Annotated in this window: 13 protein-coding genes; 6 read left to right on the forward strand and 7 right to left on the reverse strand. The window is 74.8% G+C overall.

The annotated features are described in order from the left end of the window. Position 1 precedes the first annotated feature (1 nt). The 5 genes from eccD to QE405_RS15780 form a co-directional block, all read right to left on the reverse strand. Entirely contained in the window at positions 2-1,348 is a 1,347-nt protein-coding gene (gene eccD / locus QE405_RS15760; protein WP_307202438.1) for a type VII secretion integral membrane protein EccD, read from the reverse strand. Between the two features lie 133 nt (positions 1,349-1,481). Further along, positions 1,482-1,772 (reverse strand): WXG100 family type VII secretion target, encoded by a 291-nt coding sequence (locus QE405_RS15765; RefSeq protein ID WP_307202440.1) that lies wholly within the window; start codon positions 1,770-1,772, stop codon positions 1,482-1,484. Positions 1,773-1,799: 27 nt separating this feature from the next. Beyond that, positions 1,800-2,108: a WXG100 family type VII secretion target gene (locus tag QE405_RS15770; protein WP_307202442.1), complete on the reverse strand. Its 309-nt coding sequence runs from the start codon at positions 2,106-2,108 to the stop codon at positions 1,800-1,802. Positions 2,109-2,240: 132 nt separating this feature from the next. Beyond that, positions 2,241-3,617 carry a hypothetical protein gene (locus QE405_RS15775; protein WP_307202444.1) on the reverse strand — a complete coding sequence of 459 codons (1,377 nt, stop codon included), beginning with the start codon at positions 3,615-3,617 and terminating at the stop codon, positions 2,241-2,243. Between the two features lie 45 nt (positions 3,618-3,662). Beyond that, positions 3,663-5,135: a hypothetical protein gene (locus QE405_RS15780; RefSeq protein WP_307202446.1), complete on the reverse strand. Its 1,473-nt coding sequence runs from the start codon at positions 5,133-5,135 to the stop codon at positions 3,663-3,665. Between QE405_RS15780 and eccCb the strand changes: the two genes are divergently transcribed. The 3 genes from eccCb (at position 5,107) to QE405_RS15795 (ending at position 8,776) form a co-directional block, all read left to right on the forward strand. Further along, positions 5,107-7,875 (forward strand): type VII secretion protein EccCb, encoded by a 2,769-nt coding sequence (eccCb, locus tag QE405_RS15785; protein ID WP_307202448.1) that lies wholly within the window; start codon positions 5,107-5,109, stop codon positions 7,873-7,875. The two genes, QE405_RS15780 and eccCb, sit on opposite strands and share 29 nt — an antisense overlap. Before the next feature lie 71 nt (positions 7,876-7,946). Continuing rightward, complete coding sequence (locus QE405_RS15790; protein WP_307202450.1) at positions 7,947-8,243, forward strand: type II toxin-antitoxin system VapB family antitoxin; 297 nt, start codon at positions 7,947-7,949, stop codon at positions 8,241-8,243. Beyond that, complete coding sequence (locus QE405_RS15795) at positions 8,240-8,776, forward strand: LytR C-terminal domain-containing protein (RefSeq protein WP_307202452.1); 537 nt, start codon at positions 8,240-8,242, stop codon at positions 8,774-8,776. Before QE405_RS15790 ends, QE405_RS15795 begins: the two co-directional genes overlap by 4 nt. A gap of 270 nt (positions 8,777-9,046) precedes the next feature. Here QE405_RS15795 and QE405_RS15800 read toward each other — a convergent pair whose 3' ends face one another. Then, on the reverse strand, positions 9,047-10,543 hold the full coding sequence (locus QE405_RS15800) for a potassium/proton antiporter (RefSeq protein WP_307202454.1): 1,497 nt from the start codon (positions 10,541-10,543) through the stop codon (positions 9,047-9,049). 262 nt (positions 10,544-10,805) lie between these two features. Here QE405_RS15800 and QE405_RS15805 point away from each other — a divergent pair, with 262 nt between their 5' ends. Then, entirely contained in the window at positions 10,806-11,318 is a 513-nt protein-coding gene (locus QE405_RS15805; RefSeq protein ID WP_307202456.1) for a hypothetical protein, read from the forward strand. After that, on the forward strand, positions 11,315-12,769 hold the full coding sequence (locus QE405_RS15810) for a hypothetical protein (RefSeq protein WP_307202458.1): 1,455 nt from the start codon (positions 11,315-11,317) through the stop codon (positions 12,767-12,769). The genes QE405_RS15805 and QE405_RS15810 overlap by 4 nt, the downstream gene beginning before the upstream one ends. Here the strand turns inward: QE405_RS15810 and galE are convergent, their stop codons facing one another. Beyond that, positions 12,770-13,789 carry a UDP-glucose 4-epimerase GalE gene (galE, locus tag QE405_RS15815; protein WP_307202460.1) on the reverse strand — a complete coding sequence of 340 codons (1,020 nt, stop codon included), beginning with the start codon at positions 13,787-13,789 and terminating at the stop codon, positions 12,770-12,772. Between the two features lie 151 nt (positions 13,790-13,940). Here galE and QE405_RS15820 point away from each other — a divergent pair, with 151 nt between their 5' ends. Next, positions 13,941-14,384: a hypothetical protein gene (locus QE405_RS15820; protein WP_307202462.1), complete on the forward strand. Its 444-nt coding sequence runs from the start codon at positions 13,941-13,943 to the stop codon at positions 14,382-14,384. Positions 14,385-14,390 lie beyond the last annotated feature (6 nt).

The following is a 14,390-nucleotide window of genomic DNA, read 5'->3' on the forward strand; positions in this document are numbered from 1 at the left end:
GTCAGCGCGCGATCAGGTCGGGGACGCCCACCGCGACGGCGAGCAGCGGGAAGAGGGCCACGAGCGCGACGGTCTCGGCGATGTCGCCCAGACGGGCACGGCGCACCGAGGTGCCGCCCGGCACCAGCGTCGTCAGCAGCACGAGGCCGCCCGCGACGGCCAGCGCGACGGCGGCGGTGGGCCGCCAGTCGGGGTGGACCACCAGGACGCTGACGGCCGTGACGAGCAGGCCGAGGATGCCGGTGCCGAGCCCGACGAGCACCTCGAGCCCGGTGCGGTACTGGCGCGTCCGCATCATCACGACCACGCAGCACAGGGCGGCGAGCACGGTGCCCGCGAGGCCCAGGCCCACCGCCAGCGGCGCGACGAGCACGACCAGCAGGCCGACCGCGGAGGTGATGCCCACGAGGATCTCGTGGGCCGTGCGGGCGTCGGCCAGCACCCGCTCGGGGTCGATGTCGTCGGGGTCGTTCTCGATGTCGTCGACCGTGGCCAGCTGGTCGACCCGCGTCGACGTCGCGCTGAGCGCGAGCCACGGGAAGACGCTGCCCGCCACCACGACGAAGACGAGCACGACGGTGAGGACGGCGCTCGGGTCCCAGGTGGTGACCCCGAACAGCCACCCCCCGACCGCCATCAGACCGCCGAGCAGCACGGGTGCCGCGAGGAGCGGGCGTCCGTCCTCGAGGCCCACCACCACGACGAGGGCCACGGCCAGGACGCCGAGACCGACCGCGGTGAGCACCGGCACGTCCCACTCCACGGCGGCCAGGTAGCCCGCCACCCCGCCGTACGCCGCGCCGAGGAGCCCGACGACGACCGCCGCCTGCCGCTCGTGCTGCACGCGGGAGAGGACCACGGCTCCGGCACCCAGCACCAGGGCGATGACGGCGGCGCCGACACCGGCCAGCAGCGCGTCGCTCTGGATGAGCAGCGACCAGGCGCCGACCCCGAGCAGCAGGGCCGCGGCCCCGAGGGCGGTGCGGCGACCCGCCGCCGGCTCCCACGGCTTCAGCTCGCGCTCGACCACGTCCGTCATCGCCTCGACGACGTCGTCGTACACCCGCGGCGGGTCGTCGTCGACGCCCGCGCTGACGGTGAGGAGACCACCGTCCTCGACGCCCTGGATCATGAGGCCCGCGTCGTGCGCCAGCGTGCGGCCGTCGTGGGTCACCACGCGGTAGCCGCCGTGCACCGTGGCGGCGTCGAGGAGACCCACGCTCCGGGCCAGCTCGGGCACCAGCTCGGCGACCGGGACGGCCGACGGCAGGACGAGGTCGACCCGCCGCCGCCCGGACGCCACGGTCACGCGCACCAGACCCGACGTACCGACCTGTGCCTGGCTCATCGTGGGGCTCCTCCTCGGGCTCGGCGGGTCACGCGCCCGGAGGGCGGCCCGCTGGGGGAGGTGCGGCCGGACGGCCGCACCCGGACACACGAGCCGCCCCGACCATCAGTGGTCGGGGCGGCTCGTCGACGACTCAGACCGGGAACCGCTCCGCGCCGCGGAGGTCGGCCGCGCGGTACTCCTGGTTCGAGGACTGGACCGCGTTGCCGGTGCTCTCCAGCAGCGCGATCATCTCGGCGATCGCGGTGTCCCACTGCGCCTTGGCGGTGAGGTAGGCCTGCTGTGCCTGGCCCTCCCACTCGCTGCGCAGCGGCGACAGCTCGCTCTCGAGCTGGTCGAGGCGGGCCTCGATGTCACGGGCGGTGCTGACGAGGTCCTGCGAGGCGGCCTCGAGGCTGCCGTGGTTGACGCGGATTCCGCTCATGTTTCTCTCCTGCTCCTCGAGCCCGGCTCAGCCGAGGCGGTTGAACTGCGACTGGAAGGTGTCGGCCTGCGTCGTGTCCGTCGAGACCGCGTCGGTCTCGGTGTCGCGCAGGGAGGCCTCGAAGTTGTTGAGGGCGTTGGTGATCGTCTGTTGCTTCTCCTGCCAGGCGTTGTGCAGCTGGTGGAAGGCCGCGGCACCCTGGCCGCCCCACTGCGCACCGATGCCCTGGATCTTGCTGGAGAGCGTCTGGCTCTTGCGGTCGAGGTCGATCTTCGCCTCGCTGACCAGCTGGGCCGCGCTGGAGAGACTGCCCTCTCCGATCTGAACGTTCGACATGCTCATCTCCTTCTCCCCCGAGCGGTTCCGAGACGCGCGAGGAGCTGACCGTGTGGTTCGGACTCGCCGGGCGAGGTCGCTGCCCACCCGGACGGTGGCGTGTGGTACCCGGGGCCCGAACCGGTAAACACCTCAGCCGACGATTTCCCAGATTCTGCGGAAAACTCCGACGGTCACGACGAAGGCCGGCACGGCGAGCGCGACGGTGAGCGCCTCGGCGATCTCGGCGCGGCGTCCCCACCACACGGAGCGCCATCCGCGGCCCAGCGCCACGGCCGCCGCGACCACGGCCACGCCCACCACGACGGCGGCCAGGCCGAGGCGGCCCGACCACGACTGCTCGGCGACGACGGCCACCAGCACGCACCCCAGGCACCACAGCCCGGCGAGCCGCAGGGCCACCCGTGCGGCGGGGTGCCGGTAGCTGCGCGCGACGAGCAGCTGGGTGCAGCCCACCAGCGTGACCAGCAGGGGCGCGCCCACCTCGTCGAGCGGCAGCCGGGTCGTCTGCAGCACGAGCGGGGCCGCCACCAGCGACACGGCGAGCACGGCCATCGCCGCGGACCCGACGAGCCGCGCGCCGCGCTCGACGACGTCCTCGACGGCGGTGCGCCGGATGATCGTGCGGGTGCGCCGGCTCGTCGTGCGGTCGCGCGCCGACCAGGCCGAGACCGCCAGGCGCTCGAGGTCCACCAGCGTCTGGTCGGGCACGTCGACGGCCACGCCGGGCACGAAGCGGCCCGCCACGAGGCAGAGCAGGAGGAGCGTCGCCCACACGACCCGCTCGTGGAGACCGAGCACGGCGGCGAGACCGGCCACGACGAACACCGCGCCGCCGGCCCACATCCAGACGCGCAGCTGCTCGTCGGACACGCCCGTCGACGCGCGCGCCACCGCTGCCGTGACCGCCGCCCCGAGCGCCGCGATGCCGACGACCATGGGGAGCCGCGCGGACGCGGGGTCCCAGACCGCGACGAGTGCCGCCGTACCCCCGAAGACCGGGGCCGCCAGCACCCGCAGCTCGACGAGGCGCCCGAGCGGGAGGACCCCCACGACCGCCCCGGCGAGCAGGAGCCCGACCAGCAGCCGCCGGTCGTCCTCGTCGCCGCCGGCCAGCACCCCGAGGCCCGCGAGCAGCGCCGCAGCCGCGGCCAGCGCCACGAGGCAGCGGGCGACCGGGCCCGGCCCGTCCGCGGCGTCCGACCGGTGACGGTCGCCGCGCCCGCGGTCGGGTACGGCGGGGGGTGGGCCGTACGTCGCCACGACGACGCTGCCCGACCGGACGCCGGCGTCGGCCAGGGTGGCCCTGGCCGGGAGCTCGGCGCCGCGGTGGTCACAGAGACGGGCGGGCGTGCGCTCGCCGGTCTGCTTGGCGTACTCCCGGAGCACGTCCACCGCGGACGCGCCCTCGGGGACGAGGAGGTCCAGCACGCCGGAGCGGCCGTGCACCGAGAGCGCGAGCGTGCCCGTCGTGCTGCCGGCAGCCCCACCGGCCACGGTCTCGGTCATCCGACCCCTCTCTCGTCAGGGCGCGCCGGTGGCGCACGAGGGAGGCTAGTTCCCCGCCCGCGGCCGAACTACCCGTCCTGATCGGGACGGGTTTCCACCCCCGTCTCCACAAGGTGCGCGGCGGGGGTTTCGCCAGGGGGTCCGACGGGGCACGAAGGCGCCGGTGCGGCCTGCCCTGGCGCGTACCGTGAGGGGCCCGACCGGGCCGACGAGGGGAGCCGTGTGAGCACCACGCTGCGCAGCAGCCACCGCATCGACGCACCCGAGGTGCCGACCGGGCAGATCGTGCTGCAGCCGCCGCCCCAGATCCAGGAGCACGAGGGTGCCAGCGGCGTGCTCATGAACGCCATCCCGATGCTGGGCAGCATCGGCTCGATCGTCGTCATCGCGTCGCTCTCCGGCCAGGGCGGCACGACCGGCGGCCGCTCGATGCTCGCGGCGGGCATGTTCCTCTTCGCGACGCTCGGCTTCGTGGCGGTGCAGATCGACCGCCAGCGCAAGCAGCGGAACCAGCAGGTGACGGGGTCGCGCACGGAGTACCTGCGCTACCTGGCCGGCATCCGCCAGGCGGCCCGCGACTCGGCCGACCGGCAGCGCGAGGCGCTCACCTGGCACCACCCCTCCCCCGACGCCCTGCCCGCCGTGGCCGAGGACCGCACCCGGTTGTGGGAGCGCGCGTCCGGCGACGCCCACTTCCTCCAGGTGCGCTGGGGGGTCTGCCCGCAGCCGCTGTCCGTCGAGCTGGTGCCGCCGGAGAGCGCGCCCATCGACCAGGTCGACCCCGCCGCCGCGTCGGCCCTGCACCGGCTGCTCGTGGTGCACCGCGTGCAGCCGGGACTGCCGGCCTCGGTCGACCTGCGCGCCTTCGACCGCGTCGAGGTCTGCGGCCCGGAGGAGCAGGCACGCTCCCTCGCGCGGGCCATGATCACGAGCGCGGTCGCCTTCCACGGCCCCGAGCAGGTCGTCGTCGCGGTGCTGAGCTCCGAGGCCAACCTGGAGCACTGGGACTGGCTCAAGTGGCTCCCCCACGCGCAGAGCGCGCAGCAGTCCGACGCCGTCGGCCCCATGCGGATGGTGAGCACGTCCATCGACGACCTCGGCGCGCTGCTGCCGCCCGACCTCGCCGAGCGGCCCCGCTTCGGTGCGGACGAGCGCGCGGCCACCCCGCACGTCGTGCTCGTCGTCGACGGCGGCATCCTGCCGCCCGGCAACCACGTCATCCCGCCGGACGGCCTCCACGGCGTCACGGTGATCGACCTCCCGGCGCGGTGGGAGGAGCTCGAGGACCCGACCCGCCTGCGCCTCGAGGTCGTCGGCGAGGAGTCCGACGGACGCCCGCGCATCGACGCGATCCGGGTGCGCACCGAGGTCGTCCACGGCACCGGCGACCAGTGCTCCATCGCCAGCGCCGAGGCCCTCGCCCGGCGGCTGACCCCGCTCCACACCGTCTCCAGCGGCGACACCGGGGGAGAGCACCAACCCCGCGGAGATGTCCGGCCCCACCGACTTCATGGACATGCTCGGGCTCGGCGACGTGCACGGCTACGACCCGGCGGGCGCCTGGCGTCCCCGCCCGGCCCGCGACCGGCTGCGCGTGCCCATCGGCTCCGGCGACGGCGGGCTGGTGCACCTCGACATCAAGGAGTCCGCCCAGCAGGGCATGGGCCCCCACGGCCTCGTGATCGGCGCGACCGGCTCCGGCAAGTCGGAGTTCCTCCGCACGCTCGTGCTCGGCCTCGCGATGACGCACTCCTCCGAGCAGCTCAACATGGTGCTCGTCGACTTCAAGGGCGGCGCCACGTTCGCCGGCATGTCGGAGATGCCGCACGTGTCCGCGGTCATCACCAACCTCAGCCAGGAGCTCACCCTCGTCGACCGCATGCAGGACGCCCTGTCGGGCGAGATGGTGCGCCGCCAGGAGCTGCTGCGCGAGGCGGGCAACTACGCCTCGATCCGCGACTACGAGCGGGCGCGCGCCGGCGGCGAGGACCTCGCGCCCCTGCCGTCCCTCTTCATCGTCGTCGACGAGTTCTCGGAGATGCTCACGGCCAAGCCGGAGTTCATCGACCTCTTCGTCGCCATCGGCCGCCTCGGCCGGTCGCTCGGCCTCCACCTGCTGCTCGCCTCGCAGCGCCTGGAGGAGGGCCGCCTGCGCGGCCTCGAGTCCCACCTGTCCTACCGGGTCGGCCTCCGCACGTTCTCGGCCGGCGAGTCCCGTGCCGTGCTCGGCGTGCCGGACGCCTACGAGCTGCCCGCCGTGCCGGGCCTCGGCTACCTCAAGCCCGACCAGTCGACGCTGCTGCGCTTCAAGGCGGCGTACGTCTCGGGCCCGCCGCCGGCGAGCTCGCGCGCCACGGTGCGGCGCGACGAGGGCGGGAACGTGCGCGGCATCCTCCCCTTCACGATCTCCGAGGTGCAGACCCTCGAGCCGATCGAGGACGAGGTGGCGCCCGTGCAGGAGGTGCGGCCGGCCGCGCAGGGCGAGCAGCCCTCACTCCTGGACATCGCCGTCGACCGCATGCACGGCAAGGGGCCCTCGGCCCACTCGGTGTGGCTCCCGCCGCTCGACGTGCCCGACACCCTCGACCAGCTGATGCCGGACCTGACGACGACGCCCGACGCGGGCCTCGTGTCCCCGCACTGGCGCAGCATGGGCGGCCTCGTCGTGCCCCTCGGCACGGTCGACCGCCCCCGCGAGCAGCGCCGCGACACCCTCACGATCGACATGGCCGGCGCCGGTGGCCACGTCGCCGTGGTCGGCGGTCCCCGCAGCGGCAAGAGCACGCTGCTGCGCACGATCGTCACCAGCACGGCCCTCACGACCACGCCGCTCGAGTCCCAGTTCTTCGTGCTCGACTTCGGCGGCGGCACCTTCGCGCCCCTGGCCCGGCTCCCGCACGTCGCGGGCGTGGGCACGCGGGCCGAGCCCGACGTCGTACGGCGCATCGTCGCCGAGGTCCAAGGCATCGTGGACCGCCGCGAGGCCTACTTCCGCAACCAGGGCATCGACTCCATCGAGACCTACCGGACGCGGCGGCGGCAGGGGCGCGCCGACGACGGGTACGGCGACGTGTTCCTCGTCGTCGATGGGTGGAGCACGCTCCGCTCCGACTTCGACGACATCGAGATGTCCCTGCAGCAGCTCGCGGGCCGTGGCCTGACCTTCGGTCTCCACATCGTCGTGGGCGCCTCGCGCTGGCCCGACTTCCGCGCCGCGATGCGCGACGTCTTCGGCACGCGGCTCGAGCTGCGGCTCGGTGACCCCATCGACTCCGAGATCGACCGCAAGATCGCGGCGCTCGTGCCGACCGGTCGTCCCGGCCGCGGCCTCGTGCCCGGCAAGCTGCACTTCCTCGGCGCCCTCCCCCGCGTCGACACCACGCCCGACCCGGCGACCATCGGCGACGGCGTCGACGACCTCGTCGGCCGCGTCACCGCGGCGTGGACCGGACCGACCGGCCCGAAGCTGCGGCTCCTGCCCGAGCAGATCGAGTCCGACCGCGTGCTCGCCCAGGCCGCCGAGACGCCGCTCGAGGGCGGCCGCACCCTGGCCGACAGCGGGCGGATCCTCCTCGGCGTCAATGAGAAGGAGCTCGCCCCCGTCGGTCTCGACGTCGACGCCGAGCCCCACCTGCTCGTCTTCGGCGACGGCCGCTCCGGCAAGAGCGCGCTGCTGCGCTCCTACGTGCGGGAGGTCATGCGCACCCGCACACCGAAGCAAGCCCAGGTCGTGGTTGTCGACTACCGCCGCTCGCTGCTGGGCGAGGTGCCGGACGAGTACCAGCTGAACTACCTGACGAGCGCCGCCCAGGCCACGCCGCTGCTGCGGGACCTGGCGAAGTACCTCGAGAACCGGATCCCCGGTCCCGATGTCACGCCCGACCAGCTGCGCAACCGCTCGTGGTGGCAGGGCTCGGAGGTGTTCGTGGTGATCGACGACTACGACCTCGTCTCGACCGGCCAGAACTCGCCCGTCCAGCCGCTGCAGCCGCTGCTGGCCCAGGCGCGCGACGTCGGCCTGCACGTCGTGCTGGCCCGGCGGTCGGGCGGTGCGTCCCGCGCGCTCTACGAGCCCGTCATCCAGTCCCTGCGCGACCTGGCCATGCCGGGCATCGTGCTCTCCGGGTCGCCGGACGAGGGCGCGCTCATCGGCAACGTGCGCCCGCAGAAGGCCCCGCCCGGGCGCGGCCGGCTGGTGACGCGCGACCGCGGCACGGAGGTCGTGCAGCTGTCCTGGTCGCCGCCGACGGACCTCTGACCTGCGGCGGGGCCGCGCCGACGGGAGCACGTGCGCGCCCGTCGGCGCACCGTCGTCCGTATGATCGCCGGGTGATCTTCAAGCGGGTGGGCAGCGGGCGCCCCTACCCGGCCCACGGCCTGGACGCCAAGGGCTGGGCGGCGGTGCCGCCTCGGCAGGTGCGGCTCGACCAGCTGGTGACGACGAAGGACACCCTCCAGCTGGCGGCGCTGCTGGACGAGGACTCGACGTTCTTCGGCGACCTGTTCGCCCACGTCGTGGTGTGGCACGGCGAGCTGTTCCTCGAGGACGGCCTGCACCGCGCGCTCCGTGCCGCCCTGCAGCAGCGCAACGTGCTCCACGCCCGGGTCGTGGTGATCGACTCGTGAGCGACGCCATCGACACCCGGGTCCGCACCGCGATCACGATGACCGTGCTCGTGGTCCTCCTCCTCGGCGCGATCGTCTGGGGCTGGACCCGCCTGACCGCCCCCGTGCCGGCTCCCGAGCTGGGCAGCGCCAGCAGCGGCGTGTGCACGCCCCGCGACTACGAGGCGGGCGCCACGCTGACCGCCGCCGACGTCGTCGTCAACGTCTACAACGCGAGCGGCCGCTCCGGCCTGGCGCAGCAGACGATGACCGCGCTCACCAGCCGTGGCTTCTCCGCCGGCAACACCGGCAACGCCCCGGAGGGCACCGAGGTCGCCCGCGTGGAGATCCGCGCCAACAACATCGAGTCGACCGCCGTCGGCATCCTGCGGGCCAACCTCGGCGACCCCGTCGTCGTCACGCTCGACGAGGACGTGGACGCCGTGACGCTCTACGTCGGACCCGGCTGGGACGACCTCAAGGGCGAGGAGGGCTCGCGCACCGTGCCGGTCGCCGAGTCCATCTGCGGACCCAACGACGTGCCGCTGCCCTGATCCAGCGCCGTACCCAGGACGTCATGCGGTGCGGCGCCCCGGGGCGGCGGTTCGCATGACGTCCCGGAGGATGGTTTGGGATGTTCGGTATGGGCGGGCCGGGCGGGCCGAACTGGGACGTTGGTACGGCGCCACCCCGGTCGACACCGTCCCGACCGCACAGTTCCGTCCCCGGCCCCGCCCGGGACCACGCCCGCGCCGCGCCGTACCCGGGACGTCATGCGCTGCGGCGCCCCGGGCCCGCGCCTCGCATGACGTCCGGCGGGGTGGTCAGGACCGACGCCCCCAGCGCGCCAGGCGGCCGTGGCGCGACACCAGCCGCAGCCGCTCCTCGGTGCTCTCCCGGAGCCCCCGCGGCGTGACGATGATGAGGTCGTCGCCGCGCCGCAGGGCGGTCGTCGGCTCGGGCACCAGCACGGCCTCGCCCCGCACGACCAGCGAGATCGACGCGCCCACAGGCAGCCGCAGCTCGCCCACCTCGACGCCGTGGAGGTGGGACTCCTCCGCGATGCGCACCTGGAGCAGGTCGGCCGCGACCCGCTCGAGCGGCGCCGCCTCGACCTCGAGGTCCCGCAGCTCCTGGCCGTCGACCAGGCCGAGCCGGCGGGCCACCCAGGGCAGCGTCGGACCGGTGAGCAGCGTGTAGGCCACCACCAGCACGAACACGATGTCGAACAGCTGGGTCGCACCGGGCACCCCGGCGGCGAGGGGGATGGTGGCGAAGACGATGGGTACGGCGCCGCGCAGGCCCGCCCAGGACAGGAACGCCTGGTCGCGCCAGGGGGCACGCTGCACCAGCGAGCTCACCGCCACCGAGAGCGGACGCGCCACGGCGGTGAGGATGAAACCGGCCACGAGGGCGATCCCGATCGTGTGCCACGTGAGCCGCTCGGGCGTGAGCAGGAGGCCCAGCATGATGAAGAGGCCGATCTGCGCCAGCCAGGCGACCCCCTCGACGAACGACCGGGTCGCCGCCCGGTGGGGCAGGTCGGCGTTGCCGAGCACGAGGGCCGCGACGTACACCGCGGCGAAGCCGGAGGCGTGCGCGAGCGCCCCGAGGCCGTAGGCGAGGACGGTGAGGCAGACGACCGCCAGCGGGTAGAGGCCCGAGGACGGGAGCGCGGCCCGCCGCATCGTCCACGCGCCGGCCCATCCCACGGCGAGGCCGATGGCGAGGCCCACGACGAGCTCGTAGACGATCTCGAGCCCCATCGCGAGCACCCCGTGCTCGAGCGCACCGCCGGCACTCACCAGCACGACCAGCACCACGGTCGGGGCGTCGTTGAGGCCCGACTCGGCCTCGAGCACGCCGGTGATGCGGCGGGGCAGCGGCACGATGCGCAGCACGGAGAAGACGGCGGCGGCGTCGGTGGCCGACGTGGCGGCCCCGAGGAGCACGGCGATCTGCCACGGCAGCCCGAGCAGGTAGTGCACGCCGAGGGCGACGACGGTCACCGAGACGGCCATCCCGATCGTGGCCAGGGCGAGGCCGAGCGGCATGCTGGGCCGGATCTCGCGCCAGTCGGTCGTGAGACCGCCCTCCGCGAGGATGACGACGAGCGCGCCGAAGCCGATGGCGTGGGCGAGCGCCGCGTCGGAGAACTCGATGCCGAGCCCCGACGAGCCGAGGGCGACGCCCATCAGCAGGTAGAGGATGAGGCTGGGCAGGCCCGCCCGCGACGAGACCCGCACCGCGAGGATGGCGAGGAGCGTGACGGCCGATCCGACGAGGAGGAACACGTCGAGGTCGTGCGCGTCGAACGTCACGGGCTCACCTCGGGGGTCGGGTCGGGCTGATTCTACGGAGCGCCGACGGTGCGCGCGGGACGAACGACGCGCTGCGCCGGTGACGTCCGCCGCTGCCGCGCCTGGGGAGCGCGAGAGGGCCGAACCCGTCGTCCGTCCCCAACCCGCCGGGGACGACCCGTGTTCCCCAGGTACGTCGGGGGCTCACCCACGCGCGTCCGACCTGCGGTTCGCTTCGGGTGGAGGTCGCGCACCGCGATCCCACCGGGGAAGGGAGACCACCGTGCTGCTGCCGGACACGGCCGCGCTCCGAGCGCTGGCCACGACCTACCACGACCGCGCGGCCGACCTCCGTGACGAGGCGGCCGCCCTCGTCGCGCGAGCGGCGGGCGCCCCCTGGCAGGGTGCGGCGGCCGAAGCGATGCGGGCGGCGGCCCAGGCGGCGGCCGATCGGATGCACGCCACGGCCGACGGGCACACCGACACCGGGGCGGCGCTGACCCAGCACGCGGCGCAGGTGGAGGCGACGCTCGAGCTCATCGCGGGGCTGCGGCAGCGGTTCCTCGAGCTCGCCGCCTCGGTGGGCGCCACGCTGGTCGACGTGGCCGGCGACGTGCTCGACGCCGCCGGTGCGTTGGGCGACACCGCGGGTGACGCCGTGGGCGGGCTCGGGGAGCTCGTCGGCCTCGGCGGCGACGACGCGGCCGCCGAGCTCCGCGAGCGGCTCTCGCGCATCCGCGTGCCCGCGCCGGGCGATCCCGCCTGGCTCGACCTCGACGTCCCGGGCCTGCGGTGAGCGTCGACGGGACGCCGTCCCTCTCCACGACGGGCGGCGCGGGCGGGTTCGATGCCCAGCTGGAGGCCGTGCGGGGCCTCGCGGCGGAGTACGACGCGGCCGCCGGCCGGCTCGTCGCCCTCGGCGGCGGCGCGGCGGCGACGCTCGTCGACCCGGCCCTGGTCGGCAGCGCGCCCTGGTCGCCGGCGACGTTCGCCGTCGCCGAGGCCCACGTCGCGGGCCTCAACCTGGGCCCGACCGGCCTCCCCGCCGGGGCTGCGGGCTGGTGGGCGCAGGCGGCGGCGGTCCGCGCCGCGGCGACCCTGCTGGAGGAGGCCGACGCGCTCGTGGCCGACCTCCACCACGACCTGCGCTACCTGGCGTCCTACCAGGCCGGCTGGTCGCTGGGCACGCTCGGCCGGGCCGTCGGCGTGGACGCCGACGGCCTGCGTCCGGACGCCCCCGCCGCCGACCTGCACGGTCTCGCTGCGCGCCTCTCCGGCCCCGGGGACGGCCCCGGTGGCGAGGACGCAGCGGTCCTCGAGGCGTGGGCGATGGCGAACCCGGAGGCCGCCGAGGCCCTGGTCGCCCGGGCCCCCGGCCTCCTGGAGGGCCTGTGGGACTCGGGCGACCTGGTGCCGACGCCGTTCGGGGGTCGGTGGTACCTGCCGAGCGTCGGGGTCGCGGCCGGCGTCCTGGGGCTCTGGTACGTCGACGGTCGCGCCCGCGTCGAACGCGTCGCCGCCACCACGAGCCGCGGCCCGGGCGACCTCGCCGCCGGGGTCGCGGCCCTCGACCGGGTCAACGCGCTGTCGACGGCCGAGCGACCCGAGGGCAACGGCACCATCGAGATCCAGCGCGTCGGCTCCGGGGAGCAGGCCCGGTGGGTCGTGCTCCTGCCGGGGACGGACGACCCCGGGACCCTCCCCGGGGAGCAGGACGACGACGTCCGCGACCTCGGCACCAACCTGCGGGCGATGGCGGGACAGTCGACGGCCTACCAGCGCGGCGTCGAGGCGGCGATGACCGAGGCGGGCATCGGCCCCGACGACCCGGTGACGATCTGGGGGCACTCCCAGGGCGGCATGGCAGCCGTCCAGGTCGCGAGCGGGGGCCGCTTCGCCGTGGAGGACGTCATCACGCTCGGCTCACCGATCGGCGCGATGCCACCGGCCCCGGACGGGGTGCGCGTCACGTCGCTGGAGAACGAGCGCGACGTCCTCGTGCTCCTCGACGGCACGCCCAACCCCGACCGGGTCGAGCACCTGACGGTGCGCTTCGCCGGCGGGGGCACGACGCCCGGGGAGGCGCACTCCCTGGCGGAGTACGCCCGGGGTGCCGCCGCCGTGGACGCGGCGACCGACCCCGTGGTGCGCCACCGGGTCGAGGAGCTGCGGGCCTCCGGTGCCCTCGGGGACGGGGAGCCGGCGGTCTCGTGGACCTACCGGATCACCCGGGAGGGGGTCGGATGATCAGGCGGGGTAGCCGGTCGGGTTCTGCGACTGCCAGCGCCAGACGTCGGCGACCATGTCGTCGAGCGAGCGGCGGGCCGTCCAGCCCAGCTCGTCGGCCGCACGGGTCGTGTCGGCCCAGTAGGCGGGCAGGTCACCGGGCCGGCGCCCGACCACCTCGTGCGGCAGCTCCCGACCGACGACCGCGCAGAAGGCGTCGAACAGCTCGCGCACGCTCGTGCCGCGGCCCCCGCCGAGGTTGAAGGCGCGCACCGGCGTCGCCTGCTCGTCGAGGTGCTCGAGCGCGGCGACGTGGCCCTCGGCGAGGTCGACCACGTGGATGTAGTCGCGCAGGCAGGTGCCGTCGGGGGTGTCGTAGTCGTCGCCGAAGATCGCGAGCCGCTGCTGGCGACCGACGGCCACCTGCGCGACGTAGGGCATCAGGTTGTTCGGCACCCCCTGCGGGTCCTCGCCCATCCGGCCCGACGGGTGGGCGCCGACGGGGTTGAAGTAGCGCAGCAGCGCCACCCGCAGCCCCGGTGTCGCGGCGGCGTGGTCGTTCAGCACCTGCTCGGTCATCACCTTGGTGCGCCCGTAGGGGCTGGCGGCGGCGAGCGGGGCGTAGGTCTCGACGTACGGCACGGGGGCGTGGTCGCCGTAGACGGTCGCGGAGGAGGAGAACACGAACCGCTCGACGCCGTGGCGCCCCATCGCCTCGAGGAGCGAGAAGGTCGCGTCGAGGTTGGTCCGGTAGTAGCGGAGCGGCTGCACCGCGCTCTCGCCGACCGCCTTGAGGCCGGCGAAGTGGATGACGGCGTCGGGCCGCCGGTCGGCCACGAGGGCCTCGGTGCGCGCGGCGTCGGTGAGGTCGACCTCGACGAACGGCACCTCGGCACCGGCCAGCTCCCGCATCCGGTCGAGCACCGCCGGCCGGGCGTTCGAGAAGTCGTCGGCCACCACCACGTCGTGGCCCGCCTCGAGCAGGGACAGCACCGTGTGGGAGCCGATGTAACCGGCTCCGCCGGCGACCAGGATGCGCACCCGGTCATCGTAGGGAGGCTCGTCCGGCCGGGTGGGGTGATCGCTCTCGCGGGGGGTGTGATGTTTCGCGGTACGACGAGGGGGAAGGCAGGACCACCGACGTCGGGGGATGGACGCAGAAGAGTGCGACACACGACGAAAGGCGACGGACATGTATGGCGACGCGGCAGTGATCCGCAGACGCGCCTCGGAGCTGGACGAGCAGGCGGTCGACATCCGCGCGCTGGCGGACCGGCTGGTCGCCGGGGCGGACTCGGTCGGGTGGAGCGGTCGCGCGGCGGACGACCTCCGCCTGCGCATGCGGGACCGCGCCGCCCAGCTGCGGGACGTCGCGGGCCAGCACGAGAACGCCGGACAGGCACTGGCGAAGCACGCCGGCGCGGTGGGCGACGTGAAGGACGCGATCTCGGGCATCGAGCGCCGGGCGCACTCGTTGGTCGCCGACGCCCGCAACCGGCAGGCCGAGCTCGCGACCTTCGACGACGCAGCGGGGGTGCAGCGCACGCTGACCCCGGCCGACCAGCAGCTGGTCGACTTCGACCCCCCGCCGCCAGGCCACAAGGACTGGCTCTCCGTCTCCCTTCCGGGACTGTGAGGAAAG

The sequence above is a fragment of the Nocardioides zeae genome (assembly GCF_030818655.1).
In the GTDB taxonomy this organism is placed as follows: Bacteria; Actinomycetota; Actinomycetes; order Propionibacteriales; family Nocardioidaceae; genus Nocardioides; species Nocardioides zeae_A.

Excerpts from the sequence above, each read along its gene's own strand:
- eccD (WP_307202438.1), bottom strand. The coding sequence starts at position 1,348 with ATGAGCCAGGCACAGGTCGGTACGTCGGGTCTGGTGCGCGTGACCGTG.
- QE405_RS15765 (WP_307202440.1), bottom strand. The coding sequence starts at position 1,772 with ATGAGCGGAATCCGCGTCAACCACGGCAGCCTCGAGGCCGCCTCGCAG.
- QE405_RS15770 (WP_307202442.1), bottom strand. The coding sequence starts at position 2,108 with ATGTCGAACGTTCAGATCGGAGAGGGCAGTCTCTCCAGCGCGGCCCAG.
- QE405_RS15775 (WP_307202444.1), bottom strand. The coding sequence starts at position 3,617 with ATGACCGAGACCGTGGCCGGTGGGGCTGCCGGCAGCACGACGGGCACG.
- eccCb (WP_307202448.1), top strand. The coding sequence starts at position 5,107 with ATGTCCGGCCCCACCGACTTCATGGACATGCTCGGGCTCGGCGACGTG.
- QE405_RS15780 (WP_307202446.1), bottom strand. The coding sequence starts at position 5,135 with ATGTCCATGAAGTCGGTGGGGCCGGACATCTCCGCGGGGTTGGTGCTC.
- QE405_RS15820 (WP_307202462.1), top strand. The coding sequence starts at position 13,941 with ATGTATGGCGACGCGGCAGTGATCCGCAGACGCGCCTCGGAGCTGGAC.